The organism is Vibrio sp. D54, from assembly GCF_021728075.1.
Taxonomy (GTDB): domain Bacteria; phylum Pseudomonadota; class Gammaproteobacteria; order Enterobacterales; family Vibrionaceae; genus Vibrio; species Vibrio alginolyticus.
Window position 1 is genome coordinate 1 of the sequence record NZ_JAKKCS010000028.1, and the last position, 26,595, is coordinate 26,595.

Here is a 26,595-nt window from a genome sequence, read left to right on the forward strand (position 1 = left end):
TGGTAGCAGAGTCCGTAGATATCTATAATCAAATGAGGCCTCATACGGCTTTAAAATACAAAACGCCCGATGAAGTACATCGAGCGTTTTAGTTAAAAAGTGTCAACCCATATCAGGACGGGTCAAACTCTATTTTTAGAAGCCGCGCTGGAACAATCCTGCAAGATAATCCAACTCTTCCCTGCTCTCTTCAATCGCTAACGCTTCAAACCAAATCGCTTCGCTGTAATGCTCTGCTTTCATAAACAGTCGGCAACCTTCAAAGTCGATCAGCCAAGAGTGAATATCCGCATCCCATTGTTTTTCAACCACAGTAGCAGAAAGCAAGCCGACTAAACGCTCACCTAAAGCAGGAAAGCTATCAAGGTCAAAGCTCGGCGCGGTAATGATTAAGCGCCCTTCTTGTGCCATGTAGTCCGCTAAGCCAAATTCCTTTTGCATCTTGGTTCCTTATCCGTGGTGAGTAATGTGTTCTTGAATCAAATCAAGGAATGGGTCGGCGTACTTCTCCAGTTTGCGTTGACCAACACCGCTGACTGCCAGCATTTCGCCGTAAGACGTTGGCAGAATTTCCGCCATATCAATCAAAGTCGCGTCACTGAAGACCACGTATGGTGGCAAACCATCTTCATCAGCAATCGACTTACGCAGCTTACGTAACTTGGCAAACAGCTTCTTATCGTAATTCTTGCTGGTCAGTTTATCTGACTTCGCCGCGCGTGCTGCGGTGTCTAAACGCGGAACTGCTAACTCCAGAGTCACATCGCCACGCAACAGCGGACGCGCCTCTTCGGTAAGTTGCAGCGTTGAGTTACGAGTGATGTTTTGGAACAGCAGACCCTTGTGGATTAACTGACGGAAGATACTCACCCAGTAATCGTGGCTGTGATCACGCCCTATCGCGTAGGTAGAAATTTTATCGTGCCCGTTTTCACGTACACGAATGTTTTGCATGCCACGTAACACTTCTACCACGTAGCCCATACCAAAGCTCTGATTAACACGGTACACACAAGACAACGCCTTACGCGCTTCTTCCGTTGCATCAAAGTGTTTCGGTGGATCTAAGCAAATATCGCAGTTGCCACATGGCTTCTCACGATACTCACCAAAGTAATTCAATAGCACCTGACGACGACAAGTCTGCGCCTCAGCAAAGGCACTCATCGCATTCAGTTTATGGGTTTCCACCTGCTTCTGTGGACCGTCGTCTTTCTCATCCAACATACGACGCAGCCAACTGATGTCCGCTGGGTCATACAACATCATGGCTTCCGCAGGTAAACCATCACGCCCTGCACGACCGGTTTCCTGATAGTAGGATTCGATGTTGCGCGGGATATCAAAGTGAACCACAAAACGCACGTTTGGTTTGTTGATGCCCATACCGAATGCCACAGTCGCCACTACGATTTGGATGTCATCACGTTGGAAAGCTTCTTGAACGTAAGCGCGCTCATCAGCATCCATACCTGCATGATAACCAGCAGCACGAATGTGGTTGTTGCACAGCTTCTCGGTCACCATCTCAACTTTCTTACGGCTACCACAATAGATGATGCCGCAATTACCCTTTTGGGTTTCAAGATAACGAACGATTTGCGAAACCGGTTTGTGCTTCTCAACTAAGTTGTAGCGGATGTTAGGACGGTCGAAGCTGCCTAGGTAAACCTCTGGATTATTCAGTTGCAGACGCTCAAGAATATCTCGGCGCGTTGCGTCATCCGCCGTCGCCGTCAGCGCCATAAATGGCACGTGGGAAAACTGCTGCTTAAGTTGACCAAGCGCGGCATATTCTGGACGAAAATCGTGTCCCCACTGGGAAATACAGTGCGCTTCATCGACGGCAATCATCGATAGCGGCAGATTTTCCAAGCGCTCAATGAAGTCACGCATCAATACGCGTTCTGGCGAGACGTACACCAACTTAAGATGCCCAGTGTGCATGCGGTTATACACGCTGAGCAGCTCTTCGCGAGGCATGGTGGAGTTGATGCACTCAGCCGCTACACCGTTGGCTTTAAGCTGATCCACTTGGTCTTTCATCAGCGAAATCAGCGGAGAAATGACCAAAGTAATGCCAGAGCGAACCAAAGCAGGAATTTGATAACACAGCGACTTACCGCCACCAGTAGGCAGGATAACTAAGCTGTCGCGACCTTCTACCGCAGCATCAATCACCAACTGCTGACCATCACGGAACTCTTGGTAACCAAACACATCCTCCAACACACGTTGAGGCGTTACAGGCGAATCAGATTGTTCGGCTAACAAGGTCGAGGTCATGAAAAGTCTCAGATTGGGTCTTAAAAAAGAGGTGCTTATGCATACCACTGGCACACAAAGTGAGGGCACATTGTAATGGGGTTTCATGGTGAATAAAACCGCAAATTGTTAGGTGTTTCGCATCACGACTCGTATACTGATTTTCTGCTCTATAAAACACACAATTAGGTGACACTTCATGACACCAGAAGACGAACAACAACGCGCGCGGCAAGGTATCTTGCTAGCGATCGGCGCGTATACCATGTGGGGCATTGCGCCGATGTACTTTAAGTCCATCGCACAAGTATCTCCTTTGGAAATTCTAAGCCACCGAGTGATATGGTCTTTCTTTTTGCTTGCTGCACTCCTCCATTTTGGCCGTCACTGGCGCTCGGCTTACCACATCGCGAAAGACAAAACGAAAATCGCTTACCTGATCGCAAGTTCCATGTTAATTGGCGGCAATTGGTTGATTTTCATTTGGGCGGTAAACTCGAATCATATGCTCGACGCCAGCTTAGGTTATTACATTAACCCATTAATCAATGTCTTGCTCGGCATGGTATTTTTGGGAGAGCGACTGCGCAAATTACAGTGGTTCGCGGTTGTATTGGCAGGTTGTGGCGTACTCGTTCAACTGATTGTATTTGGCTCCGTACCCGTTGTTGCGATGGCGTTAGCAATGAGCTTCGGCTTTTATGGCTTATTAAGAAAGAAAGTCAGTGTCGATGCAAAAACTGGCTTGTTTATCGAGACATTACTTCTGCTGCCGGTGGCCGCTGTTTATTTGCTTTTTATTGCCGATACACCAACCTCAAATATGCTTACGAATCCACTTACGTTAAATAGTTTGTTGATCGCTGCTGGGGTTATAACAACCCTGCCACTGCTGTGCTTTACGGGTGCAGCAACAAGACTCAAATTATCGACTTTGGGCTTTTTCCAATATATAGGCCCAAGCTTAATGTTTTTACTTGCAGTATTGATGTATGGCGAACCCTTTACCATGGATAAAGCGATCACTTTCGTCTTTATTTGGGGAGCACTAGTCGTGTTTAGCTTTGATGGATTACGTAATAACCGTCGCTCACGCCGAATCGTTCAGCCACAGTGATCGTTTTTTACAAGACAAGTTAGAAATTGCCAGATAAGCTTGGTCATAATGTGACCAAGCTTTTTTTGTTTAATGGAACATATTCAGTACTACGCAACCGACCATGACAACTTGAGTCTAATAGAGGCGAAATACCAGAAATTTGCTTTTCAAAGGCATTACCATCTGGATTTTCATCTCGGCCTGATCACGCATGGTGCGCAGAAGTTCCAATACCAAGGTAACAGCCACCAAGTTGGTCACGGGCAAATTGTGATTATGCCGCCGGATGAGCTGCACGACGGGCAATCTAAGCTCGAGAGTGGCTACGAAGTAAATGTGTTTGCGATCGAACCTCATCTATTGAGCGATCTGGCTGATCTTAAGCAAAACGGTCAAATAATACACTTCAACGAACTGATCATCTCGGATCCGCAGATATTTTCACAACTTAGTAACTTACACGGGCTGCTTCGTCGTGAAAACCTCAGCCAACTCACCAAAGATTGCCTTCCTTTTGAAGGATTTAACCAACTTTTTGATCGCTACGGATCGCTTGAGCGACAAAAAGTGGTGCCGCTAGGAAACCAATCGCTTGGGACGTTAAAAGATTACCTAATGGCGAACCTTGGCCAAGCAGTGCGTTTGGATTCACTTTCAGAGCTGTGCCAACTGAGCCCAACTCAGTTCCAGCGCCACTTTAAAGCGCAAACTGGCATGACGCCTTATGCATGGTTCGCACGCCTGCGCCTTGAACAAGGCATGAAGTTACTGCAAGCTGGTCAATGTGGTACCGACGTCGCTCATCAAATCGGTTTCTACGATCAAGCGCATTTCAGCAAAGCGTTTAAACAGACCTACGGCGTTTCCCCTTCTCAAGTGGCTCGTTAGTTTCATTTACCGAGAAAGCTGTCAGTTTTTTACAAGCGCCACAGGTGACTTACCACGACAATAGCCGCATTGGTTAAATTTGAGATGTGTTATGAATGAATCCACCATATTGCTGACACTCGCCAGCATTCACTTTATTGCCCTAATGAGTCCAGGTCCGGACTTTGCGCTGGTCGTACAAAACGCGACGCGTCATGGTCGTCAAACTGGCTTGTACATTGCGTTGGGATTGTCCGTCGGTATTTTGCTGCACTCTTTGTTCAGCCTGACAGGTGTGAGTTTTGTCGTCCACCAGCACCCAGTGCTGTATTCCGTGGTACAACTGCTCGGTGGTAGTTACCTGCTCTACTTAGGAATTGGCGCATTGCGTGCCGTGATCTCGATGATCCAAAACCCACTGACGGATCAACCTAAGAAGCAAAATAACCTAGTGATCAGCAATAAGCGTCAAGCGTTTGCTAAAGGGTTTGCGACCAACATTCTTAACCCAAAAGCCCTGGTGTTCTTTGTCAGTTTGATGTCGAGTTTAGTCCCAGCAGGTATGTCGATTACTGGCAAAGGTATTGCACTGGTCATCCTGTTTGGCTTGTCGCTATTCTGGTTCTCTAGCCTTGCATGGATGCTATCGACACAGCGCTTACAGCGTAAATTGCAACAAGCGGGTATCTACATCGACGGTCTATGCGGCGTGGTATTTACTCTAGTGGGCGGCAGTATTCTATACCAAACTATCAATACTTTTATCGGATAAAGTACTGATTTAAAAGCGTAGCACAATCGACATTTCTAAGATTGCTGACTCGACGTGACTCTCCATAACTGCCAAGCTCAAAGCACAAAACTGGCAACATGGAGAGTCATCATGCATTGGACGTTCAACCGACTCGTGACCACGGGTCTTTTTCTTACCTCCCCACTAATCTTATCTACATCAGTCTTTGCTAACCAAGCAGCAGATGCGGTTGCGCCGGAGCACAGCACTGGCTTCGAGCAAAAACAATTGATCAAAGCGAAAGATTATATGGTTACCGCTGCTAACCCAATTGCAACCCAAGCTGGTGCGGATGTTATTGCCCAAGGTGGTAATGCTATTGATGCTATGGTTGCCGTGCAGCTGATGCTAGGCTTAGTAGAACCCCAATCTTCAGGCATTGGTGGTGGCGCCTTCTTAGTGTATTGGGACAGTGAGAAACAAAAACTGACTACGTATGATGGACGCGAAACCGCACCGCTCGCCGCAACGCCGAAACTCTTCCTAGATGACAAAGGACAACCACTGCAATTTTACGATGCGGTTGTCGGTGGGCGTTCCGTTGCCACTCCTGGTACAGTGAAACTGCTGTGGGACACGCACCAGAAATACGGCAAGTTGGAATGGAAGAAGATCATCCAACCCGTGATTACCTTGGCTGAGCAAGGTTTCGAAGTCAGTCCTCGCCTCGCGAGTCTGATTGAGAAAGATGCTAAGCGCCTATCACGCTTCCCTGCGACTAAGGCTTACTTCTTCAATCCAGACGGCTCACCAAAAACCGAAGGCACGTTGTTGAAGAACCCTGAATACGCGCAAACTCTGACGGCAATTGCAGAGCAAGGGGCAAAAGCTTTCTATCAAGGCGATATCGCCACAGACATCATCAAGACAGTACAGAATGCACCGGGCAATCCTGGCGTATTGGCACAACCTGACTTTGATGCGTTCCAAATCAAGCAACGTGAACCGGTTTGTGCGGCTTACCAAAGCTATGACATCTGCGGCATGGGACCACCTAGCTCTGGCGCATTGACGGTTGGACAGATTCTCGCGATCACCGAGCAATACGATCTTAAAGGTTGGGGAGCCGAAAGCGCAAAATCATGGCAAGTGATCGCCGATGCATCGCGCATTGCGTTTGCGGATCGCGGTAAGTACATGGCTGACCAAGATTATGTGCCAATGCCAACCGAAGGCTTGCTTGATAAAGATTATCTCAAACAACGTGCTGAGCTCATTCAAGTCGGTAAAGCCTTGAGTAAGGTTGAAGCCGGCAACCCTCCTTGGTCGCACGCGATGAACTTAAGCATGGACCAATCGATCGAGCTGCCTTCCACCAGCCATTTCAATATCGTCGATAAGCAAGGCAATGTGGTTTCAATGACAACAACCATTGAGAACGCCTTTGGCTCACGCTTGATGGTACGCGGCTTCTTGCTCAATAACGAACTGACCGATTTCTCTTTCCGCACGCATCAAGATGGTGTGCCAATCGCGAACCGCTTAGAACCGGGAAAACGCCCACGTTCATCCATGGCACCAACCATTATGATGAAGGATGACAAACCTTACATGGCAATTGGCTCACCGGGTGGTAGCCGCATTATTGGTTACGTCGCACAAGCCATTATCGCCCACACGCAATGGGATATGGACATCCAAAGCGCGATTAATCAGCCACGATTGCTGAACCGTTTTGGCACCTTAGATATTGAGCAAGGTACCGCCGCAGAGGGCTTACAGCCTGCTCTGGAGAAGATGGGCTTTAAAACCGATGTTCGGGATTTGAACTCTGGTCTGCATGCGATACGAATAACAAAAGACGGTCTTGAAGGCGCTGCGGATCCAAGACGTGAAGGTGCCGCTATCGGGCAGTAAGAGTCTTTCGCTCGACCCCTTGTGCGAGATCTCTCACAAAGGGTTGAGCAAACCTCTCTTTTTTAATGGTAAAACCGCACAGAAAAGAGCATAAGCCATTGAATTTAATAATCATGTATCTTTTTTGAACGCTAAGAGAGTTAAAAAATGTGAGATTAGCCCGTTGTTGGAAATCGTTAAACACGTAATATTAAACCTGTCGGAAGGATGCTGACACGGAACAGGAAACACCACGGACTTGGTGAACTTCAGGAAGAAGAAACGGTTATTCAGGATGAATAGTCGGGCATGGATTGCAAAATTGGACATTGAACGGAATCAATAGTGACTAGGATGGTTGCTACTAAGGACGGGAAATGGACACCTCTGGACGAGGCAAGGATTTGAACATCAGGATGATGTCAGGGACACCGCTCAGGGAACAAGTGATGAGAGCTAACGAGGATAGTTAGCAGACCAGGATAAGGTCACTAAGGACACCGCTAGGAAGGCGACGTAAGGATTAAGCTGACGGATTCAGCACACTATCATGGATTAGATGCATGGAGCACTTTTAGTAGCTGGATTGCTGCGAGTAAGACTATAACCCCGATGGGCGCAAGCCCTCGGGGTTTTTCTTTGCCTAAAGTTTTTCTCAGTAGATCTGCTGAAAACAGGCATTCACCCACAACGCCCACCTTTCACTTCAAAAGGCATCGTTAAGTCGCGCTTTTGTACTCCATTTATCATTCCATTTTTTACTGCGTTAGCGACACCAAAACTGCACAAACAAAAAGAGCCGCCGAAGCAGCTCTTAAGTTGATGATACCAATCACAGTAAATAAGTGATCAGAAATAACGTAGGGAAAATGCTTGAGAACAAGGCGCAACTTTTCGATAAGTAGTTATTCTACAATCAAAAATTGCAACGCAGTTATCGAGTATTTTAACAAGCTAGAATGACCAGTTATTTACTACGATTGGTATGAGTTTTGATAAAGCCTTACAGTTTCTCTAGTCGTGCGTAAGCAGTTACCAACCATTTGATGCCTTCACCATTAAAGGCAATCTGTACACGGCTCTGTGGACCACTGCCTTCGAAGTTGATGATGGTGCCTTCACCAAACTTTGGATGCATCACACGAGAACCTAGCGTAAAGCCGGTTTCATTAAAGCTCTCTTTCACAACAGTTTGGCTAAATCGACCACTGCTTGAAGGACGGCTAACTTGCGCCTTCATTCGTACTTCATCCAAGCATGTTTCTGGCAGTTCACGAATAAAACGAGACGGTTTATGGTATTTATCCTGACCGTACAAACGACGCATTTCAGCATAAGTGATGTACAGTTTCTGCATTGCACGGGTCATGCCTACGTAACACAGACGACGTTCTTCTTCTAAGCGCCCTGCTTCTTCTGCCGACATTTGGCTTGGGAACATGCCTTCTTCCACACCGACCATAAACACCAATGGGAACTCTAGACCTTTCGCACTGTGTAATGTCATGAGCTGAACCGCATCTTCAAATTCGTCCGCTTGTCCTTCGCCCGCTTCTAGTGCTGCGTGGGTTAGGAATGCCGTCAGCAGTGACATGTCTTCGGCTTCTTCTGGTTTCTCGAATTGGCGAGTTGCGGTCACCAATTCCTCCAAGTTCTCAATACGTGCCTTAGACTTTTCGCCCTTCTCTTGCTCGTACATCGCGAACAAGCCCGAGTATTTAATTACATGGTCAGTTTGGTGATGCAGCGGCATCTCTAAGGTGTCGTCTTCTAGCGCGGTGACAAGCTCGATAAAACGGCTCAGAGCACCAGCAGCGCGACCAGCAAGCACCTTCTCGTCCAACATTGCCACACTCGCTTCCCACATGGTGCAACCACGGTCACGAGCCGCAAAACGGATGGTTTCAAGCGTCTTATCACCCAAACCACGCGTTGGCGTATTCACCACACGTTCAAACGCCGCATCATCGTTACGGTTGGCAATCAGACGCATGTAGCTCAAGGCATCTTTGATTTCCTGACGTTCGAAGAATCGCATGCCGCCGTAGATACGGTAAGGCAGACCGGCTTGAATTAACGCTTCTTCCAGAACACGCGACTGGGCGTTGTTACGGTAAAGCATCGCAGCGTCATTCAGAGCACCGCCCTTGTCTTGCCACTCTTTGATTTTGTTCACCGCAAAACGGGCTTCATCTAATTCGTTGTAAGCGCTGTAAACCGAGATGGGCTCACCGACCACGCCATCCGTCCACAACTCTTTACCCATACGCTCGGTGTTATTCGCAATCAGGGTGTTAGATGCTTCCAGAATGGTCTTGGTTGAACGGTAGTTTTGCTCAAGACGAATGGTATTTACGCTTGGGAATTCGAGCGTAAACTTCTCAATATTCTCGACTTTTGCACCACGCCAACCATAAATCGACTGGTCGTCATCACCTACGATCATCACGTGACACTCAGGACCCGCCATCATACGTAGCCAAGCATATTGAATGTTGTTGGTATCTTGGAACTCGTCCACCAAGATATGCTTAAAGCGTGCTTGGTAGTGTTCACGGACGAACTTGTTATCACGCAGTAGCTCATGTGCGCGCAGCAAGATTTCCGCAAAATCGACTAAACCAGCACGGTCACACGCCTCTTGGTAAGCGGTGTACAACTGCAGATATGTCTTGGTCACTGGATCATGGTACGCATCAATGTGCGACGGGCGCAGACCTTCGTCTTTCTTGCCGTTAATCCACCATGCCACTTGGCGTGCTGGCCATTGCTTCTCATCGAGGTTTTGCGCTTTGATCAAACGCTTTAGCAGACGCTGTTGGTCGTCACTGTCGATGATTTGGAAATCTTCCGGTAGCTTGGCATCAAGATAGTGTGCACGCAGAATACGGTGACAAATGCCGTGGAAAGTACCATTCCACATACCGCCTGCACTGCCCATCATTAGCTCTTCGATACGTCCACGCATCTCTGCCGCCGCCTTATTGGTAAAGGTTACCGACATGATTGAAAACGGAGAAGCTTGCTCGACCGACATCAGCCAAGCGATACGGTGAACAAGAACGCGTGTCTTACCACTTCCTGCGCCAGCAAGAACGAGCAAGTTTTCTAGAGGTGCTGCAACGGCTTCACGTTGTTTATCGTTCAAACCGTCGAGTAATAGAGATGGATCCATCATGATGAGAGCTACTGGTTATTTATACATAAAAACCGATTATAACCTAAACAACCTGGTGCTGTTTAGACAAAACTTGATAAAAAAATTGATGTTTTTTTGCCCAACACATCAATTAGTTATACCTATTTGACCCTGCAAACCCATTTACTTCAGAAATTTTTCTGAAAGTTTTTTAGCCAGTTTCCTATCTTTTAAGTTAAGCAAGTTGATAACAAAAACGCCAAAACAGGCGATTCATCTTGCCAACTTAAAGTAAAGGAAATCATTCAGAGGAATTTATTATGAAAAAGTCGAATCTAGCTGTTACTGCTGCTGTTACTGGTCTTCTAGCTCTTGGTGGCACAATGCTAACTGCAGCTCCAGCTGTCGCTGCTGAAAAAGAAAAGTGCTATGGCGTTTCTAAAGCAGGTAAAAACGACTGTGCAACAAAAAGCAGCTCATGCGCTGGTACTTCTAAAGAAGATAACCAAAAAGACGCATTCGTAGTCGTACCAAAAGGTCTTTGTGACAAGCTCGCTGGCGGTAGCACTTCTTCTTCATAATCTTTTATCGCTAGCTATTGTGAGGATGCGTTGACGCTCAACCAACGCAAAGCCAAGACGCATCCTTCTCTTCCCGCACGATTTGAAAAGGAGTTTCACGTGAAACACCACACCTTCCACGACCTTGTTGGAGTTGGATTAAGAACCCCTCACCTCGATTACTTTAGCCAAAACCAACCCGAGTTGTCTTGGTTAGAAATCCACAGTGAAAACTATTTCCAACCCAATGCAGCAGAGCGTCATCAACTACAAACGCTTCGCGAGCAATATCAAATTAGCTGCCACGGTATTGGTTTGTCGTTAGGTTCGGTGGAACGTGTTAGTCAAAAGCATCTTGCGCAACTTAAAGCACTGATTGACTCAATCGACCCAATCCTTGTTTCTGACCATTTAAGTTGGAGTGAAAACGGCGGTCACTACTTTAATGACCTGCTTCCACTTCCGTATACGGAAGAAGCGCTCAACGTGTTCACTCGTAACGTGAATGAAGTGCAGGATTATTTGCGACGCGAGATCTTGATAGAGAACCCATCTAGTTATGTGAAGTTTCAACATTCGACCATCAGCGAATGGGAGTTTCTTACCGAAGTGCAAAAGCGCACTGACTGTCGTTTATTGCTCGATTTAAACAATGTTTATGTTTCGGCGTTCAACCACGGTTTTGATTGCGACACATACCTAGATGTGATTCCAGCCGACAAAGTGGATGAGATTCACTTGGCAGGTTTTACCATCAAACAACTCGACAAAGGTGAGATATGGATTGATACCCATAGCCGCCCGGTTAGCGATGAAGTTTGGCAGTTGTTTTCACAGTGGACAAAAAAACACGGTCCACGTCATACGTTGATTGAATGGGATTTGGATATCCCCGCGCCAGAAGTCTTGCTCGAAGAAGCGCAGAAAGCATCGCAACTGCTGTTGCAAGGCACACTTCCAAGTGAACAAAGCGAACCAAGGAAGGCATCATGAATCTAGCCACCTTACAAAGCCAGTTTGCTAAAGCCCTGCACTATCAAGCGCTCGGTGAAGACTGCGATATTGCCAGTGATGAGTTTACCGCTGATGAACGCATACAAATTTACCGCAATAACTTTATCGTCAGCTTAAGCGAAGTGTTGTCCGCGACCTACCCGATGGTTGAAGCGCTGCTTGGTGAAGAATGCTTTGAACAGATAGCTCGCCAGCATGTTCTTTCTTACCCATTAAAAGAAGGAAATGTGGTGCATTATGGCGAAGGCTTTCAAGACACCATCATGCAGTTTAGTCAGGTGATCGCACAAGCACCTTACAGCCCTGAAGTCGCACGCTTCGAGTGGCATATCGACCTAGCTCGTCAAGCACAGTATGAGCAATCCAATGCAGCGGAATTAAAACCGCTTGCGTTACTTGGCGAAGTGAGTGAAGAGCAACAACCCGCTTTAGTCTTACACCTTAAAAAGGGCTGCCGCAGCTTTGACTCCAATTACGCAGTATTCGATCTATTTAGTGCGATTCAAACTGGGCAATTCGAACAACTTAATATCAACCAATTACAGCAAGGTGTCATCTCGATTCAAGCCAATGGAGAAGCCTTGTGTCACGCACTCGATGCCGATGTGTTCCAACTGCTGCAATGTTTAGAGCAGAAGCAGAGTTTGAGCGAAATACCTGAAGTTTTACTCGCTCATCTCAATCGCATCATGGCACTCGATATTGTTGACGGCTTTACATTGCAATCAATCTAAGGAGCACTCTATGACGGATACGGTTAAAAACTTAGTGAATCGGTACGACGATTTAATCAGTACCCTACAAGCTGGCTTTGTCCCTTTACTACTTCTCTTTTGTCGCTTGTGGGTAGCCTGGGTGTTCTTCAATTCAGGACTAATCAAAATCTCATCTTGGGATAGCACGCTGTACTTATTTGAGCTGGAATACCAAGTGCCAATCTTGCCATGGGAATTGGCGGCTTATTTAGGTACGGCTGCGGAGTTGGTTCTACCGGTGTTCTTGGCACTGGGATTGATTACCCGCCCGATGGCAGCAATGCTGTTTGTGTTCAACATCATCGCAGTGATCTCTTACCCACTGTTGTGGGAGAAAGGTTTTTATGACCACCAACTTTGGGGATTGATGATTCTTATCGTAATCGTATGGGGGCCAGGACCGCTGTCTTTGGACCACATCCTGAAAAAGAAAATGACAAGCTAAAAAAATCCCCGCATCATGCGGGGATTTTTTATTATTTATTCAAGTAAGCCAGTAGCTCTTCTGCTGAGATACCTTGCTGAGCGAGGTCTTTTGCCATCTGCTCGACTTGTTCATCTTTGCGTGACTCAATCACTTGCTGAAATTGGTACACGATATCACGCAAAATTGGCAGAGGTACTTGTTTAGCCGCACTACGAATACGCTCGGAGCTTTGATTACCCAGCTCATTAAGCAACTTGCCAAACATCACCTTTTCTGGTGAATCTTCCATTTGCTCTAGAATACGAGCCATTTCATACGTGGTTAACGACATTACTTTTTGAGTTCCGTTATGGTGTCAGGAAAAGTCTGAGTGACAAATATACACGCCTTACTTACATTGGAAAATACTAAATTACACTGATTTACGCTTTCGCAAAGCTCGAGTGCCAGTTCTTCCCTGCTTTTGTAAACAGAACGACCAACGCAGGTAATAGGACCCACATATGAATTGCGATCAAGGTTTGTGGATCCAGAGATAAGCGTTGCAGTGTACCCACCAACAAACCAGAGCCACTCATTTGGAACAATCCAAGCAGTGCAGCTGCCGTGCCCGCCTTATCACCAAACGGTTCTAACGCTTTCCCTGCCGCTGCACCCAGAATGAATGCAAAACCTACAGAAGACATGAAGATAGGTAACATGAAAGAAAGCGCGGTATTCTGACCATTCATCACTAGCATGATCACACCTGCGAGACCCAGAGTTGAGATCCCGGTGACCAAGGTGTTGTGAGTTCCAACGCGCTCCATAAACTTAGGCGCCAGCATACATGCCGCAATGTTTATCACCGCATTTACACCAAACCAGAAAGTGAATTCATTCATCGACAGCCCCATCCCCGTCATCAATACCGACGGTGCTGAGGTAACGTAAGCAAGAATAACCGCCATCGCCATCAAGCATAATGACGCATGGAAAACAAAAGATGGTGTGCTAAGCACTGCCCAATACCGACTAAGCTTAAACACGGCTTGCTTTTCTGTTGACGGGTTAGTCTCTTTCATCATGAAAAACATCAATGATCCAGACACCACAGCAAAACCCGCCATAAAGCTAAAGTTAGCACGCCAGTCAAATTGCTGAGTTAACCAGCTACCTAGAATTGGAGCTAAAGCCGGAATGAAACAAATCGCACCGTTAAGGTAGCTGATCATTTTGCCGCTTTTTTCCGGGCCAAAGATATCGCGAACTGTTGCAAAGGCTGCTACCGATGTCGCACACGCACCTAAGCCTTGTAGTAGTCGGGAAACCAACATCCACTCAATATTTTGAGCACTCCACGCCAATAAAGCGCTCATCGCGTAAATGGTGATACCGCCCAATGCAACAGTTCGACGTCCGAGTTTATCTGCTAGGGGACCTGCGAATAGCTGACCAACACCCATAGCAAATAAGAACCAAGTGATCGTGTCTTGTGCTAGCGCATTATCGACCTGAAAAGTGGAAGCAATAAGAGGTAAAGCAGGTAGATAAATATCAATCGCTAAAGGACTAAAAAGAACCAAAAGGGTCAATAACGCCATCTGTTTTTTACTATTAGAAAACTGGCTAGACACACAACACTCCGAATTGGATAAAGAACTTTGGGTAAAGCTTAATCATCTGATGATATGAATGGAAATGATGTATAATCATGAGCATTATTCCTCAGAGGAAATTCACTGTGAACGTCGAAAAACTGGCTCGTATCGATTTAAATCTATTGGTCTGCTTTAAAGTGCTGATTGAAGAGTTAAACGTTACTCGTGCGGCCCACCGATTGTGCTTAAGCCAATCCGCCGTAAGTAAATCACTGGCTAAACTGCGCATTCAATTTGATGACCCGCTTTTCACTCGAAACTCACATGGATTAACACCTACGCCGCGCGCATTGTTTCTTAAACCGAAACTGGATCTGTTGATAAATCAGTTAGAAGTGCTGACTCAACCCGAAGAGTTTTCTCCGCAAAGCAGTGAATACCGTTTTCAAATAGCAGCGGTAGAGAGTGTCTACCCTCTCATTCTACCCCATTTCTTACCGGCGATTTTTCAACAAGCACCTGGCGTGACAATTAGCACACACCCGTGGTCGGATAATACATTTAAAATGCTTCAACGCGGCGAACTGGATTTAGGCTTAACTGGAAAAGATATCGATATAAACGATGCCAAGCTGACTCTTCAACCACCCGATGACATTTGCGAGTTGGAAATTTATCGTGATTACCAAATGTGCATCATTCGCAAAAACCACCCTGCGCTAAAACAACCTTGGAATCTGGAAGCCTATCTCGCCCTACGCCATGTACAAGTACGTTGTGATGGCAACGACCGTTGGTTGCTAGATTATCGCCTTGCAGATATTGGCGCCGACCGCGATATTGCCGTCACCGTGCCCGACTTTAACAGTGCCGCAAGTTTATGTTCATACACCGACTTTATCTTTACTGCGCCAAGTCATTTTGTGCAACTTGCGGCCAAACAGCTTGATTTGGTCGTGCTGCCACTACCGTTAGAATTCCCACCTATGGCTTACACTTTATTCTGGCACCGAGATAGAGAAAACGACCCTGCATTAGGCTGGCTACGTACGATGATCACACAAAAAACCGATCACCTTAGATAAAAACACCGCACTCAATTTGCGCTTAGCGGCTAAAATGAGTAGCTTAACTGTCGTAGTCCTTTTTGGCTCATCTATGGCCTAGTTGTACTCCGACTCTATTGAACTGATTGCGAACCTCAATGGAATCGTAAACTGCATGAAGCAGATGGAAACAGCTCCCACACCTGAGCATGAAGGAGCGGTAATTTGAAGGAATAACACAGATGCACAACGATACCCAAAGCCGCGTGAATGCAATTCGCGAATGGCTAGCACAACATAATATTGATGCCCTACTTGTCCCTCATGAAGACGAGTACTTGGGTGAATACGTACCAGCGCACAACGAGCGTTTACATTGGCTAACTGGTTTTACTGGTTCTGCTGGTGCTGCGGTAATCACCAAAGACAAAGCCGCTATCTTTGTTGATGGTCGCTACACAGTACAAGTAACAAAGCAGGTTCCTGCTGATCTATTCGAATACCGTCACTTGATTGAAGAGCCTGCACTAGATTGGATTAAAGACCATCTTGCAAATGGCGCGTCTGTGGCAATCGACCCTCGCATGCACAACGCTGCTTGGCTAGACATGGCACAAGCAAAACTTGCTGGCGCACTTGAGCTTAAGATTCTCGATAGCAACCCAATTGATGAACTGTGGCACGACCGCCCTGCTCCTGTGGTTTCTGATGTTCGCCTAATGGCAACAGAAGCAGTTGGTCAGTCAAGTGAAAGCAAACGCCAAGAAATCGCAGAGCTCGTGAAAAAAGCCGGTGCAGACAGCGCAGTGATCACAGCGCTTGATTCTATCTGTTGGCTGCTCAACGTTCGTGGTCTAGATGTCTCACGTCTACCAGTTCTGCTTTCTCACGCGATTCTGCACTCAGACTCAAGCGTGGAATACTTCCTAGATCCTGCTCGCCTACCTGCTGAGTTTGACGCTCATGTTGGTGTCGGCGTGACGGTTCATCACCCAGAAGCATTGCAAGCACGACTAGAAAACCTAACTGGCAAGAATGTACTGGTTGACCCTGCGACAAGTAACGCGTGGTTTAAGCTGGTTCTACAAAACGCTGGCGCATCTGTGGTGAGTAAAGCTGATCCATGCCTAATGCCAAAAGCAGCAAAGAACGCAGTTGAAATCGCAGGCATGAAAGCATGTCATATCCGCGATGGCGTAGCGATGAGTAAGTTCCTTTCTTGGTTAGATGCTGAAGTCGTTGCGGGTAACCTGCATGATGAAGCGACGCTGGCAGACAAACTGGAAGCGTTCCGTAGCGAAGACCCGACACTTATGGATCTTAGCTTCGATACTATCTCGGCAGCAGGTGGCAACGCGGCGATGTGTCACTATAATCACGAGAACCAACCTGAACCTGGCAAGCTAGAACTGAACACACTTTACCTAGTGGATTCAGGCGGTCAGTACCTAGATGGCACGACAGACATTACGCGTACCATCGCGATCGGTCAGCCTTCACAAGAGATGATTAAACAATTCACTCTCGCGCTAAAAGGCCACATCGGTGTTGCACGTGCACGTTTCCCGAAAGGCACACGTGGTTACCAAATCGATACGCTAGCTCGTCAGCACCTGTGGGCGGAGGGCTACGATTACGATCACGGTACTGGTCACGGTGTCGGTCACTTCCTAAGTGTTCATGAAGGTCCGGCGAGCATTTCGAAGAAGCAAATCGACGTGCCTCTAACAGAAGGTATGGTGCTATCCAACGAGCCAGGTTACTACCGTGCGGATGCGTTTGGTATCCGTATCGAGAACCTAGAGCTTGTTGTTGAAACCCCAACTAACGGTGACTTCCCTGTTCTATCATTTGAGTCGCTAACACGCTGTCCAATCGACAAGCGCAATATCAACGTTGATATGCTAACTCGTCCAGAGCTTGCTTGGTTGAATGATTACCATCAGAAGGTATGGGATGAGATCAGCCCACTTGTTGAGGGTGATGTGAAAGAGTGGCTTCGTCAAGCAACGCTACCAGTAGCACACAGCTAGAAGCTAGAAGCTAGAAGCTAGAAGCTAGAAGCTAGAAGCTAGAAAAAAGTAGAGGGTTGATGTTTTGCATCAACCCTCTTTTTTTGCCTATGTTTCACGTGAAACATAACGATGACCAGTGGCTTTCTTTGCTACTTAACCAGAATACGCCGAGTGCCAATCTCGCCATACAGGGTCAAACCCTTTGGCTCGAATCATATCTTCCACAGAACCCGCACTTCGCTCATCACTGATCTCAAACTGCTCGAGTTCAACATCATCCATCGCATATCCACCCGGCTGAGTTTTAGATGCAGCAGACATACTGGTGATGCCTAACGGTAATGCATTGTCTCTGAACTTTGGTGATTCACGAGTCGATAATGACAACTCCACTTCTGGATTCAACAAGCGATAAGCGCAAATCAACTGCACAAGCTGCTTATCCGTCATGACTGATTTTGGTTGGAGCGCGCCCTCACAAGGACGCAAACGTGGGAAAGAAATCGAGTAACGAGTCTGCCAATACGTGCGCTCAAGATAGTCCAAGTGCGCTGCCACATAAAAACAGTCGGTACGCCACTCTTCCAACCCAATCAATGCGCCAATACCGATCTTATCGATGCCCGCTTTTGCAAGACGATCGGGTGTATCCAATCGGTATTCAAAATCCATCTTATTGCCACGCAAATGGTGCTCGGCATACGTCGAAGGATGATACGTTTCTTGATAGACCATCACCGCATCCAAACCCAATGTCTTGAGCTCAGCGTATTCGTCTTGACCAAGTGGCTGTACTTCCATTGCTAAATAGTTAAAACGTTGCTTAATCATCGGCACCATTTCGCGGAAGTATTTCATGCCCACTTTGGTTTCGTGTTCGCCAGTCACCAGCAATACGCTATCGAACTTCATGCGTTTAATGGCTTCTACTTCTGCAACCACTTCGTCCCGATTCAAGGTACGACGTTTGATTCTGTTCTCCATCGAGAAGCCACAATAAGTACAAGCATTGGCGCACAAGTTAGAAAGGTACAATGGAATATAAAGCGACATGGTATTGCCAAAACGCTTGCGAGTTGCCGAGTATGACAACTGCGCCATTTGCTCTAAGTACGCTTCAGCCGCTGGTGAAATTAGCGCTTTAAAGTCTTCCAAATCACGCTTGGGTTTATTCAATGCTCGCTCGACGTCTTTTGCCGTTTTCGCATAGATCGACATCGAAATGTCATCCCAATTAAGCTGCTTAAATTGTTCAACGAAGCTCATGTTTTCCTCGCTTATTAGCTAAATCAATCTAGGGCTAAAGCTCATCTAGGAATGACGTCAGTGGACTCGACGCAACCGCATGAGAAACCTTACCAGCAAGTCCGGCTTCATAAGCCATACGCCCCGACTCTACCGCCAACTTAAATGCCTTCGCCATCGCAACAGGATCGCTCGAAGCTGCAATCGCAGTATTAACGAGAACGGCATCCGCGCCCATTTCCATCGCACGCGCGGCATGTGAAGGAGCACCAATACCCGCATCAACAATGACAGGAACATTGGCTTGGTCGATGATGATCTCTAGGAAATCGTGAGAAACTATCCCTTTGTTGGAACCAATCGGCGCACCTAATGGCATGACCGCAGCACAGCCTACTTCTTCCAATCGTTTACACAGAACCGGGTCAGCATGACAGTAAGGAAGGACAATGAAGCCCTCACGAACCAGTTGCTCAGCGGCAGCAAGTGTCTCAATGGGATCGGGCATCAAGTACTTCGGGTCTGGATGAATTTCTAGTTTTAACCAGTTAGTACCCAACGCTTCTCTCGCCAATTTTGCTGCAAACACAGCATCTTTAGCATTCTTTGCACCTGAGGTGTTCGGCAATAAGTTCACACCCGCTTGTACTAACGGCAACAAAATATCGTCTTGTTGGTCGTTCACATCCACACGCTTCAACGCCATGGTCGCAAGTTGAGAACCCGATACTTGAATCGCTTCTGCCATTAATCGGCTGTTGGCAAACTTCCCTGTTCCCGTGAACAGTCTTGATTCGAATTGTTTATCACCAATTTTAAGCATCGACTTTAACCCCCTGCGATCGCTTGAAACAAAGAGATGCTGTCTCCCTGTGAAAGAACTGTGCTAGCCCACTCACTGCGCGGCACAACATTGTTATTAATTGCAAAAACACAGCCCATTTCAGGCAGCGCAAATTGACTAATGATTTGCTGTAGATTCGACTCACTGGCAACTTGATGTGACTGGTCATTGATGACAATAGTGATCACATCTAAGTCAGCAGCGGTCATTTGTGTTGTTTGTTGTTCTGATAACGTCATTGCTTCCAACTCTCTTAATTCTGCCCATTACTCATAAGCTAAATCTGAGCACACACTTGGCACTGTTTGTCTTTACTTATCGCCATGGTTTGCCATTGCAGCTTCAATCCATCGAACAGGTGTAACTTGGCAGTCTCGACATGAAACTTTCCCGTCGCCAGTTTTTGAATTGCCGCTATCGCTTGGTAGTTGCCAAGTGTGCCCACCACCGGACCGACGACACCGCTGTCACTGCACTTTTGAGTTTGTGGTAATTCGTCGAACGGATACAAACAGCGGTAACAGGCTTTACTCTGCGCTTCTTGTTCACTTGGTGTTTGGTAATCAAAGACAGCGAATTGCCCTTGCCAACCAATTGCTGCCGCCGAGATGAGCGGCGTATTTTGCTCGAAACAAACTTGGTTAATGAGCTGGCGCGTTGGCATGTTATCGGTGCAGTCGAGCACCACATCCGCTAGCATCACCTCAAGCTGCAGCTGTGCTTTGTCTAATCGCCTATTGAGAGCACGAACTTGGACCATAGAATTAAGTTCAGTGAGTTGCTTTACAGTCGCTTTTGTTTTCGCAACTTGGAGGTCTTGTTCACGATAAATGATCTGACGTTGTAGGTTACTGCTATCAACTTCATCGTCATCAACCACAACCAATTTACCAACACCCGCTGATGCCAAGTACAAACTCGCAGCACTTCCTAACCCACCACAACCGATGATCAGCACATGCGATTTGCTCAAACGCTCTTGTCCAATTTCGGCAATTTCAGGCAGAGCGAGTTGGCGCTGATAGCGAAGGAACTGCTTATCCGTGAGCATGCTCGCCTCTCTTGGTATCCGCCAATTCATTATTCTGTTCAGTGAACGTTAGTTGTCTTTCTTTCATCAGTTGTGCAAAGAACTCAATGACGGACTGAGGTGATTCTGCCAACGTAATAGCTCGCACAACTGCCAAACTAGAGACGCCCGTGCGCCAAACTTGGTCTGCATTAGATTGGTCAATACCACCAATCGCAACCGTCGGAAAGCCAAGCACATAGTCACTTACTTCTTTGTCTTTTGAAGTTCTGAAAGCAGCCTCTGTATTTGTATAAGGAATGCTATCAATCAGCTTTTGATACAAAGCCAAGCGCACCAAACCTTGTGGTTTCGATGGCATCTGTTTTGTGGTGGTTGGGAAAATATGCCCTAGTGCGATGTAGCTAGGATGAATTTGTACGATGCGCAGTAGTTCGTAATAACCATGCGTAGAAAGACCAAGACGAATGCCGGCTCTAGTTATCTGAGCCAAATTAGATTCTTCTATGTCTTCTTGTCCTAGGTGAACGCCATAAGCGCCATGCTTGATTGCCAACTGCCAATAGTCATTGATGAACACTTGTGCTTGATACTGACGACCTAGCTCAATTGCTCGAATGATCTGTTGTTCTAAATCGGCTTGTTGTGGGTTCTTGATTCGCAGTTGAATAGTGTTGATGCCTAATGGCAGTAGACGCTCAATCCAAGCAACATCATCAACGACTGGATAGAGCCCTAGACTTTGCTTAGTTAGAGTTGGAAAGCTAACGCTCTCACCTTGTGCAGACCAACCAACTTGAATACCTAGCCGGTTATCCTCTAGTACAGGTGTGGGGAAATCATCAAATTGGTCAGCCCACTGAGTAGATCTTCCCTCACCAAGGTTGTCATTCGACAGTGTTTCACGTGAAACATTCGCTTGTTGAGTTAGCATTCCTCGAGCAAGTGTTAACGCATCTTCGATAGGAAAATCGAGTACTGTCAGCGTTACTATCCAAGCAAGGTGATGTTCGGGATCGAACATTGCGTTGAATTTGGACTTAACGGAAAGCGCTCTCACTTCGTTGTTAATTGGGTGACGCCAGATATCAAGCTGAAGCACTTTCTCCTTTTCATCGGATACATGCGTATCAGCAATGCCAATATAAATCGCTTTCGACGGTTGCTTAGCACACGCTTCTACCGATAAAGCAGAGCGGTAATAGAGCACAAATGAACTCTCATTCTCAGAGTCATAACCATTAATAAGATCTGTCGTTATGCGTGTGGTCTGTTGGTCGCGAACAAGCTGAATAGATTGAGTTGGGCTCACACCCAACTCAATGTCTTCGATGCTAAAACCCTGTTCTTTCGCCAACAACAAACATCGCTGAACTAAACCAGTCAGTTCAATCAATGATGACGGAATAAGGATTTTGCTCATTAGTCACTTACCTCGGCATGTGCTGCTGGGTGGTATAGCTCGGAACCTGACTCTCTAAATTCTTGCGATTTCTGACGCATCCCCTCAAGAGGGTCATCCAGCATTTTGATTGAGATAGCTTGGTCCGCAGCAACTTGCTCTGTGTCTTTCGCATATTCTCGAACCTCTTGCGAGATCTTCATCGAGCAGAACTTTGGCCCGCACATCGAACAGAAGTGAGCAACTTTTCCAGACTCTTGAGGCAAGGTTTCGTCATGGAAAGCGCGCGCGGTATCTGGATCGAGTGACAAGTTGAATTGGTCTTCCCAGCGGAACTCGAAGCGAGCTTTAGAAAGCGCGTTATCACGAACTTGTGCACCAGGATGTCCCTTCGCCAAATCCGCGGCGTGCGCAGCAAGCTTGTAAGTTATCATGCCTACTTTCACGTCTTCTTTGTTTGGTAAACCAAGATGCTCTTTAGGAGTGACGTAGCAAAGCATCGCACAGCCATACCAGCCAATCATGGCAGCGCCAATACCTGAAGTAATATGGTCGTAACCTGGAGCAACGTCTGTCGTCAATGGGCCAAGGGTATAGAAAGGAGCTTCATGGCAGTGCTCTAACTGTTCTTCCATGTTCTCTTTGATCATGTGCATTGGAACATGACCAGGACCTTCGATAATCACCTGGACGTCGTATTCCCACGCTATCTTGGTTAACTCACCAAGGGTACGAAGCTCTGCAAATTGCGCTTCGTCGTTAGCATCGGCCACCGAGCCAGGACGCAGACCATCACCGAGAGAAAGTGCCACATCATACTTAGCACAGATTTCACAGATCTCTCGGAAGTGGGTATATAAGAAGCTTTCTTGGTGATGCGCTAAACACCATTTCGCGATGATAGAACCACCACGAGAGACGATGCCAGTAACGCGTTTTGCAGTCATTGGCACATAACGAAGTAGTAAACCGGCATGGATAGTAAAGTAGTCAACGCCCTGCTCTGCTTGCTCAATCAGGGTATCGCGCATCACTTCCCAGTTAAGGTTTTCCGCAACACCATTCACTTTCTCAAGCGCTTGATACATTGGTACGGTACCGATCGGAACCGGACTGTTACGTAGAATCCACTCGCGAGTTTCGTGGATGTTACGTCCAGTAGAGAGATCCATAACGGTATCTCCACCCCAACGTGTCGCCCAAACGAGCTTCTCTACTTCTTCCTCAATCGAAGAAGTGACCGATGAGTTACCGATGTTGGCGTTCACTTTGACCAAAAAGTTACGTCCAATGATCATTGGTTCGGATTCTGGGTGGTTAATATTGGAAGGGATAATAGCGCGACCTTCGGCGACTTCTTTGCGCACGAATTCGGCGGTAATATCTTTTGGTAGGTTCGCTCCGAAGCTTTGACCCGGATGCTGTTGATTCAGCACTTCATCGCGATACTTGGCACGCCCCATGTTTTCACGCAGCGCGATATATTCCATTTCTGGGGTAATAATACCTTTGCGAGCATAGTGCAATTGAGTCACACAATGGCCATCTTTGGCACGTCGAATACGTGGTAGATTTCCGTAACGAAGATCGTCTAGCGTTTCATCTTCTAAGCGCTCTTTGGTGTATACCGAGCTTACTTCATCAAGTAGCTCAGTATCGGCGCGCTCTTCAATCCACCCTTCTCTCAGCTTAGGTAAGCCGTTATAGAGGTCTATGGTGTGCTCTGGATCTGTGTATACACCCGACGTATCATAAACGCGTACTGGCTCATTAGGTTCGAATATAGGCGCTTCTTTTGTGCCTCCAATAAGGCTATCAGCGAGTGATATTTCACGCATTGGCACACGAATATCTGGACGTGAGCCTTCTACGTAGACTTTGCTTGAATTGGGGTACGGTTGTACCGAGAGTGTATCAATGAACTGTTTTGCTTCCAGTCTCGCTTGTTTGCGACTCGACATAGCATTTTTCCTTGCTTTGTTATACTAGATAAAAAGTAATTGGATAAAAATGCTTGGCGGATAGATGCGACAAGAGGTGTCAAATTAAGGCTAGTTAAAGCTTACGATATTTGCCTGTAACAACATTCGACTTTTGATAGATCAACCAGAAAGAACTCCGGTGTGAATATCTTCTCTTGTTCCCTTCGCAGATTCTAATCTGATCAGGTTCAACGGATCCCGAATTAACGGTCTCAGCCTTATGGCACTCCGACAAGTGATGTCAGTATATAAAAACGGCTTGGTGAAACCAAGCCGACCTGTTCAATTTTTAACTACTTTGCTAGCTGCGCATCAATAATTGAAAGCCTATCCACGCAGCTGAAATACTTAACACGACATTCAACAATACGTTCAACCCCATCTTAAAGAAAGCGCCCTGCTGCATAAGCAACACATTATCCATCGAGAAGGTGGAAAACGTCGTTAGTGCCCCTAAAAAACCCAAGCCAATCACTTGTCGCCAAGGTTCCGTTGCCAAAAGTTCATTATCGAAAGCTGCTATCAATAAGCCCATCATAAATGAGCCAACAACGTTAACGGTTAACGTACCATATGGAAAACCACGCCCCAATAAAATGACACAAAGTTCAGAAATTAAGTAACGAGAACATGCACCAAATGCACCACCCAATGCAATAAAACCCAAAACGGATAGTTGTCCCATAATTCCCCCAGAAAAGTTAATGGCGACATTGTAATCAAATTTACGGCAATAGTGATTATACAATCTTAGAATTCAGCAAAGTATAGCGCTTAAAACTTATCAAGATTTTAAAAGTTACAGGAGTCACTTTACTTCGATGTAACCCATCAAACCCGTCTTCATGTGTTCGATCACATGACAATGGTACATCCAACGTCCAGGGTTATCTGCAACAAATGCCGCTTTCGCACTGCCGTTATTTCCAAGCAAGACCGTATCGGTATGAAACGGTTCGTCGAGTTTTTTGCCATCTAACTCAAGAACCGTAAATGTGTGTCCATGAAGATGAATAGGATGATGATATTGGGTGACGTTCTTTAGGTTGAAGATATAGGTTTTTCCCATCTCCAATGTTGAAAGCGGCGCTGGAATATTATCTTTGCTCATTCCCTCCCAAGCCCGTTTGTTCATCAGCCAGAACTTAGGTATCGCTTTGCCCGATTTATCAGCAGGAGTGATCGCCCCCTCCCACTCAAACACATAATCGATTTGCTCTGCATTTTTCAAATCGAGAGCTGGCACAGGGTTGAGAGGTAATAAAGGCAGTTTCTGGTTGCTCGGCAAGTCAGACTCAACAACGTCAAACTCGCACAAAGGGAATGGGAAGCGTCCTTTCATTTGACGCACATAAACACGTGTTCCAGCCTTCGGAGCAATCAATCCGATATCTAACCTCATTCCCGGACCAATTTTGTGCTGAGTGAGCTTATAAGGCGCTTTAACAGGATTACCATCAATAGCAATAACCCAAGCCTCTGCACCTTCAATAGCGATCGGGTAAGTAATGGTATTATCGACATTAGCAATTCTTAATCGCGTAGTGGCATTCTGCTTCAGCGTATAAACAGGTTCATGCACACCATTGACGCTACTCCACTCTCCGGGAGTCCCCATACGAGCGCTCAAGCGCGGCACCATAAGGTTCTTCCACTGACCTAGTTTGTCTAAATGCCAATGCTTGAGGACGACTTCATGCTCTTCATCAAACTGAACCGGCTCTGCCTCTTCAACGACAATTAGCCCGACTAAGCCCATACCAAGCTGCTTAACGCTATTCATGTGGGGGTGATACCAAAATGTGCCCGCATCTGGTGGTGTAAATTCATAAACGAATGTTTCACCTGGCATGATAGGCTGCTGGCTCAAGAAAGGGACACCATCCATTTCAATAGGGATTCGCAAGCCATGCCAGTGGATTGTAGTCGGCTCTGAAAGCTTGTTAGTAAACCGAATTATAACTTTCTCGCCTTGGCGACAACGAATCACAGGCGCTGGAATCGAACCATTAAATGCGAGTACGTCTGTGTTAAACCCAGGGACCAATTCTGCAGTAGAAGGCTCTGCAGTGATATCGTATATATATTGCCCCTGCTTATTAGTGCTCCTAGATAGAGAACATGCAGGTAGAACGGCAAGCGCGGAGATTGCTAAGGATGATTGAAGAAAGCGTCGACGAGATATATCCATACATAGTTACTCATTAATCCAGATCGGTTGAGTGTAACTAAATATAAATTGTGATTCCCCTTTATTATTAAAATTTCGGGCCACTGATCATTACAGCTAACTGTAGTTTCGTTCGTTCAGTAGATTAAATGCTGCCAAAGTACAGCAGAAAGCCATACTTACGGGATAAGAGTAGAAATAAGCTGTAATAATGAGAAGAAACCAGATACAAAAAAGGCTCTGACCTAAGTCAGAGCCTGATATGTGGCAGGGGTGGAGAGATTCGAACTCCCAACACGCGGATTTGGAATCCGCTGCTCTGCCAATTGGAGCTACACCCCTATAGAATTTTCATATTCTAGATTTGACAAAACCTCGCATAAGCGAGGTTGTCGATATTAAGTGGCGGAGTGGACGGGACTCGAACCCGCGACCCCCGGCGTGACAGGCCGGTATTCTAACCAACTGAACTACCACTCCGCAGTGGTATCACTCGCTTTAATAAGCAAGTGTCCGCTTTTGTCTT

At 46.5% G+C, this 26,595-nt stretch carries 24 protein-coding genes, 2 tRNA genes and 1 riboswitch; of the genes, 11 read left to right on the forward strand and 15 right to left on the reverse strand.

Annotation, left to right across the window (positions count from 1 at the left end):
• The coding region (locus L3V37_RS22805) for an integrase core domain-containing protein (RefSeq protein WP_138939205.1) at positions 1–92 on the forward strand (92 nt) is incomplete at its 5' end.
• A gap of 43 nt (positions 93–135) precedes the next feature.
• Here the strand turns inward: L3V37_RS22805 and L3V37_RS22810 are convergent.
• Positions 136–441, reverse strand: a complete 306-nt coding sequence (locus L3V37_RS22810; protein WP_005378772.1) for a DUF3630 family protein — start codon at positions 439–441, stop codon at positions 136–138.
• Between the two features lie 9 nt (positions 442–450).
• Entirely contained in the window at positions 451–2,286 is a 1,836-nt protein-coding gene (gene recQ / locus L3V37_RS22815; RefSeq protein WP_005451195.1) for an ATP-dependent DNA helicase RecQ, read from the reverse strand.
• A gap of 178 nt (positions 2,287–2,464) precedes the next feature.
• On the opposite strand from recQ, the gene rarD reads away from it, so the two are divergent.
• From rarD to ggt, 4 genes are all read left to right on the forward strand, one after another.
• Positions 2,465–3,382: an EamA family transporter RarD gene (gene rarD / locus L3V37_RS22820; RefSeq protein WP_005378774.1), complete on the forward strand. Its 918-nt coding sequence runs from the start codon at positions 2,465–2,467 to the stop codon at positions 3,380–3,382.
• A 72-nt stretch (positions 3,383–3,454) separates the two neighbouring features.
• Positions 3,455–4,252, forward strand: coding sequence for an AraC family transcriptional regulator (locus L3V37_RS22825; protein WP_054577296.1), 798 nt, complete (start codon positions 3,455–3,457; stop codon positions 4,250–4,252).
• A 91-nt stretch (positions 4,253–4,343) separates the two neighbouring features.
• Entirely contained in the window at positions 4,344–5,003 is a 660-nt protein-coding gene (locus L3V37_RS22830; RefSeq protein ID WP_005378776.1) for a LysE family translocator, read from the forward strand.
• Between the two features lie 111 nt (positions 5,004–5,114).
• Positions 5,115–6,881: a gamma-glutamyltransferase gene (gene ggt, locus L3V37_RS22835; RefSeq protein WP_047102545.1), complete on the forward strand. Its 1,767-nt coding sequence runs from the start codon at positions 5,115–5,117 to the stop codon at positions 6,879–6,881.
• A 982-nt stretch (positions 6,882–7,863) separates the two neighbouring features.
• Here the strand turns inward: ggt and uvrD are convergent.
• Positions 7,864–10,038: a DNA helicase II gene (gene uvrD / locus L3V37_RS22840; protein WP_005378778.1), complete on the reverse strand. Its 2,175-nt coding sequence runs from the start codon at positions 10,036–10,038 to the stop codon at positions 7,864–7,866.
• A 281-nt stretch (positions 10,039–10,319) separates the two neighbouring features.
• Here uvrD and L3V37_RS22845 point away from each other — a divergent pair, with 281 nt between their 5' ends.
• The 4 genes from L3V37_RS22845 to L3V37_RS22860 all read left to right on the forward strand — a co-directional run bounded on the left by L3V37_RS22845 (position 10,320) and on the right by L3V37_RS22860 (position 12,773).
• Complete coding sequence (locus tag L3V37_RS22845) at positions 10,320–10,580, forward strand: DUF2282 domain-containing protein (RefSeq protein WP_005378779.1); 261 nt, start codon at positions 10,320–10,322, stop codon at positions 10,578–10,580.
• A 99-nt stretch (positions 10,581–10,679) separates the two neighbouring features.
• Positions 10,680–11,552 (forward strand): DUF692 domain-containing protein, encoded by an 873-nt coding sequence (locus L3V37_RS22850; RefSeq protein ID WP_237307198.1) that lies wholly within the window; start codon positions 10,680–10,682, stop codon positions 11,550–11,552.
• Complete coding sequence (locus L3V37_RS22855) at positions 11,549–12,307, forward strand: DNA-binding domain-containing protein (protein ID WP_005378782.1); 759 nt, start codon at positions 11,549–11,551, stop codon at positions 12,305–12,307. The genes L3V37_RS22850 and L3V37_RS22855 overlap by 4 nt, the downstream gene beginning before the upstream one ends.
• A gap of 10 nt (positions 12,308–12,317) precedes the next feature.
• Complete coding sequence (locus L3V37_RS22860; protein WP_005378784.1) at positions 12,318–12,773, forward strand: DoxX family protein; 456 nt, start codon at positions 12,318–12,320, stop codon at positions 12,771–12,773.
• Positions 12,774–12,804: 31 nt separating this feature from the next.
• Here the strand turns inward: L3V37_RS22860 and L3V37_RS22865 are convergent, their stop codons facing one another.
• Together L3V37_RS22865 and L3V37_RS22870 are read right to left on the reverse strand one after the other, a co-directional pair.
• The gene (locus L3V37_RS22865) at positions 12,805–13,086 is read right to left on the reverse strand and encodes a hypothetical protein (RefSeq protein ID WP_005378786.1); all 282 of its coding nucleotides are present in this window, start codon (positions 13,084–13,086) and stop codon (positions 12,805–12,807) included.
• 91 nt (positions 13,087–13,177) lie between these two features.
• Complete coding sequence (locus L3V37_RS22870; protein WP_005382927.1) at positions 13,178–14,371, reverse strand: multidrug effflux MFS transporter; 1,194 nt, start codon at positions 14,369–14,371, stop codon at positions 13,178–13,180.
• 107 nt (positions 14,372–14,478) lie between these two features.
• Here L3V37_RS22870 and L3V37_RS22875 point away from each other — a divergent pair, with 107 nt between their 5' ends.
• The gene (locus L3V37_RS22875; protein ID WP_005378791.1) at positions 14,479–15,420 is read left to right on the forward strand and encodes a LysR family transcriptional regulator; all 942 of its coding nucleotides are present in this window, start codon (positions 14,479–14,481) and stop codon (positions 15,418–15,420) included.
• 203 nt (positions 15,421–15,623) lie between these two features.
• Entirely contained in the window at positions 15,624–17,414 is a 1,791-nt protein-coding gene (locus L3V37_RS22880; protein ID WP_130545179.1) for an aminopeptidase P family protein, read from the forward strand.
• Positions 17,415–17,549: 135 nt separating this feature from the next.
• Here the strand turns inward: L3V37_RS22880 and thiH are convergent, their stop codons facing one another.
• The 10 genes from thiH to L3V37_RS22930 form a co-directional block, all read right to left on the reverse strand.
• Entirely contained in the window at positions 17,550–18,662 is a 1,113-nt protein-coding gene (gene thiH / locus L3V37_RS22885) for a 2-iminoacetate synthase ThiH (RefSeq protein ID WP_130545178.1), read from the reverse strand.
• A gap of 34 nt (positions 18,663–18,696) precedes the next feature.
• Positions 18,697–19,464, reverse strand: coding sequence for a thiazole synthase (locus L3V37_RS22890; protein ID WP_130545177.1), 768 nt, complete (start codon positions 19,462–19,464; stop codon positions 18,697–18,699).
• A 5-nt stretch (positions 19,465–19,469) separates the two neighbouring features.
• Positions 19,470–19,724: a sulfur carrier protein ThiS gene (thiS, locus tag L3V37_RS22895; protein ID WP_005378804.1), complete on the reverse strand. Its 255-nt coding sequence runs from the start codon at positions 19,722–19,724 to the stop codon at positions 19,470–19,472.
• Positions 19,725–19,762: 38 nt separating this feature from the next.
• The gene (locus L3V37_RS22900; protein WP_130545176.1) at positions 19,763–20,536 is read right to left on the reverse strand and encodes a HesA/MoeB/ThiF family protein; all 774 of its coding nucleotides are present in this window, start codon (positions 20,534–20,536) and stop codon (positions 19,763–19,765) included.
• Complete coding sequence (locus L3V37_RS22905; protein ID WP_237307200.1) at positions 20,523–21,938, reverse strand: thiamine phosphate synthase; 1,416 nt, start codon at positions 21,936–21,938, stop codon at positions 20,523–20,525. Before L3V37_RS22905 ends, L3V37_RS22900 begins: the two co-directional genes overlap by 14 nt.
• On the reverse strand, positions 21,938–23,878 hold the full coding sequence (gene thiC / locus L3V37_RS22910; protein ID WP_053306506.1) for a phosphomethylpyrimidine synthase ThiC: 1,941 nt from the start codon (positions 23,876–23,878) through the stop codon (positions 21,938–21,940). The genes L3V37_RS22905 and thiC overlap by 1 nt, the downstream gene beginning before the upstream one ends.
• A gap of 163 nt (positions 23,879–24,041) precedes the next feature.
• A riboswitch (TPP riboswitch) is annotated at positions 24,042–24,140 on the reverse strand.
• 60 nt (positions 24,141–24,200) lie between these two features.
• Positions 24,201–24,584, reverse strand: a complete 384-nt coding sequence (gene crcB / locus L3V37_RS22915; RefSeq protein WP_005378811.1) for a fluoride efflux transporter CrcB — start codon at positions 24,582–24,584, stop codon at positions 24,201–24,203.
• A 123-nt stretch (positions 24,585–24,707) separates the two neighbouring features.
• Positions 24,708–26,090, reverse strand: coding sequence for a multicopper oxidase family protein (locus tag L3V37_RS22920; protein ID WP_213886957.1), 1,383 nt, complete (start codon positions 26,088–26,090; stop codon positions 24,708–24,710).
• 244 nt (positions 26,091–26,334) lie between these two features.
• Positions 26,335–26,411: transfer RNA gene (locus L3V37_RS22925), tRNA-Trp, on the reverse strand.
• Positions 26,412–26,472: 61 nt separating this feature from the next.
• Positions 26,473–26,549: transfer RNA gene (locus L3V37_RS22930), tRNA-Asp, on the reverse strand.
• Between the last annotated feature and the right edge of the window lie 46 nt (positions 26,550–26,595).

What these genes read in the sequence shown, in the direction of transcription:
- L3V37_RS22920 (WP_213886957.1), bottom strand. Translation starts at nt 26,090, where the DNA reads ATGGATATATCTCGTCGACGCTTTCTTCAATCATCCTTAGCAATCTCC.
- L3V37_RS22865 (WP_005378786.1), bottom strand. Translation starts at nt 13,086, where the DNA reads ATGTCGTTAACCACGTATGAAATGGCTCGTATTCTAGAGCAAATGGAA.
- L3V37_RS22900 (WP_130545176.1), bottom strand. Translation starts at nt 20,536, where the DNA reads ATGCTCACGGATAAGCAGTTCCTTCGCTATCAGCGCCAACTCGCTCTG.
- uvrD (WP_005378778.1), bottom strand. Translation starts at nt 10,038, where the DNA reads ATGATGGATCCATCTCTATTACTCGACGGTTTGAACGATAAACAACGT.
- L3V37_RS22855 (WP_005378782.1), top strand. Translation starts at nt 11,549, where the DNA reads ATGAATCTAGCCACCTTACAAAGCCAGTTTGCTAAAGCCCTGCACTAT.
- L3V37_RS22890 (WP_130545177.1), bottom strand. Translation starts at nt 19,464, where the DNA reads ATGCTTAAAATTGGTGATAAACAATTCGAATCAAGACTGTTCACGGGA.
- thiH (WP_130545178.1), bottom strand. Translation starts at nt 18,662, where the DNA reads ATGAGCTTCGTTGAACAATTTAAGCAGCTTAATTGGGATGACATTTCG.
- L3V37_RS22905 (WP_237307200.1), bottom strand. Translation starts at nt 21,938, where the DNA reads ATGAGCAAAATCCTTATTCCGTCATCATTGATTGAACTGACTGGTTTA.
- L3V37_RS22830 (WP_005378776.1), top strand. Translation starts at nt 4,344, where the DNA reads ATGAATGAATCCACCATATTGCTGACACTCGCCAGCATTCACTTTATT.
- rarD (WP_005378774.1), top strand. Translation starts at nt 2,465, where the DNA reads ATGACACCAGAAGACGAACAACAACGCGCGCGGCAAGGTATCTTGCTA.
- L3V37_RS22860 (WP_005378784.1), top strand. Translation starts at nt 12,318, where the DNA reads ATGACGGATACGGTTAAAAACTTAGTGAATCGGTACGACGATTTAATC.
- recQ (WP_005451195.1), bottom strand. Translation starts at nt 2,286, where the DNA reads ATGACCTCGACCTTGTTAGCCGAACAATCTGATTCGCCTGTAACGCCT.
- L3V37_RS22845 (WP_005378779.1), top strand. Translation starts at nt 10,320, where the DNA reads ATGAAAAAGTCGAATCTAGCTGTTACTGCTGCTGTTACTGGTCTTCTA.
- ggt (WP_047102545.1), top strand. Translation starts at nt 5,115, where the DNA reads ATGCATTGGACGTTCAACCGACTCGTGACCACGGGTCTTTTTCTTACC.
- thiS (WP_005378804.1), bottom strand. Translation starts at nt 19,724, where the DNA reads ATGACGTTATCAGAACAACAAACAACACAAATGACCGCTGCTGACTTA.
- thiC (WP_053306506.1), bottom strand. Translation starts at nt 23,878, where the DNA reads ATGTCGAGTCGCAAACAAGCGAGACTGGAAGCAAAACAGTTCATTGAT.
- L3V37_RS22880 (WP_130545179.1), top strand. Translation starts at nt 15,624, where the DNA reads ATGCACAACGATACCCAAAGCCGCGTGAATGCAATTCGCGAATGGCTA.
- L3V37_RS22825 (WP_054577296.1), top strand. Translation starts at nt 3,455, where the DNA reads ATGGAACATATTCAGTACTACGCAACCGACCATGACAACTTGAGTCTA.
- L3V37_RS22810 (WP_005378772.1), bottom strand. Translation starts at nt 441, where the DNA reads ATGCAAAAGGAATTTGGCTTAGCGGACTACATGGCACAAGAAGGGCGC.
- crcB (WP_005378811.1), bottom strand. Translation starts at nt 24,584, where the DNA reads ATGGGACAACTATCCGTTTTGGGTTTTATTGCATTGGGTGGTGCATTT.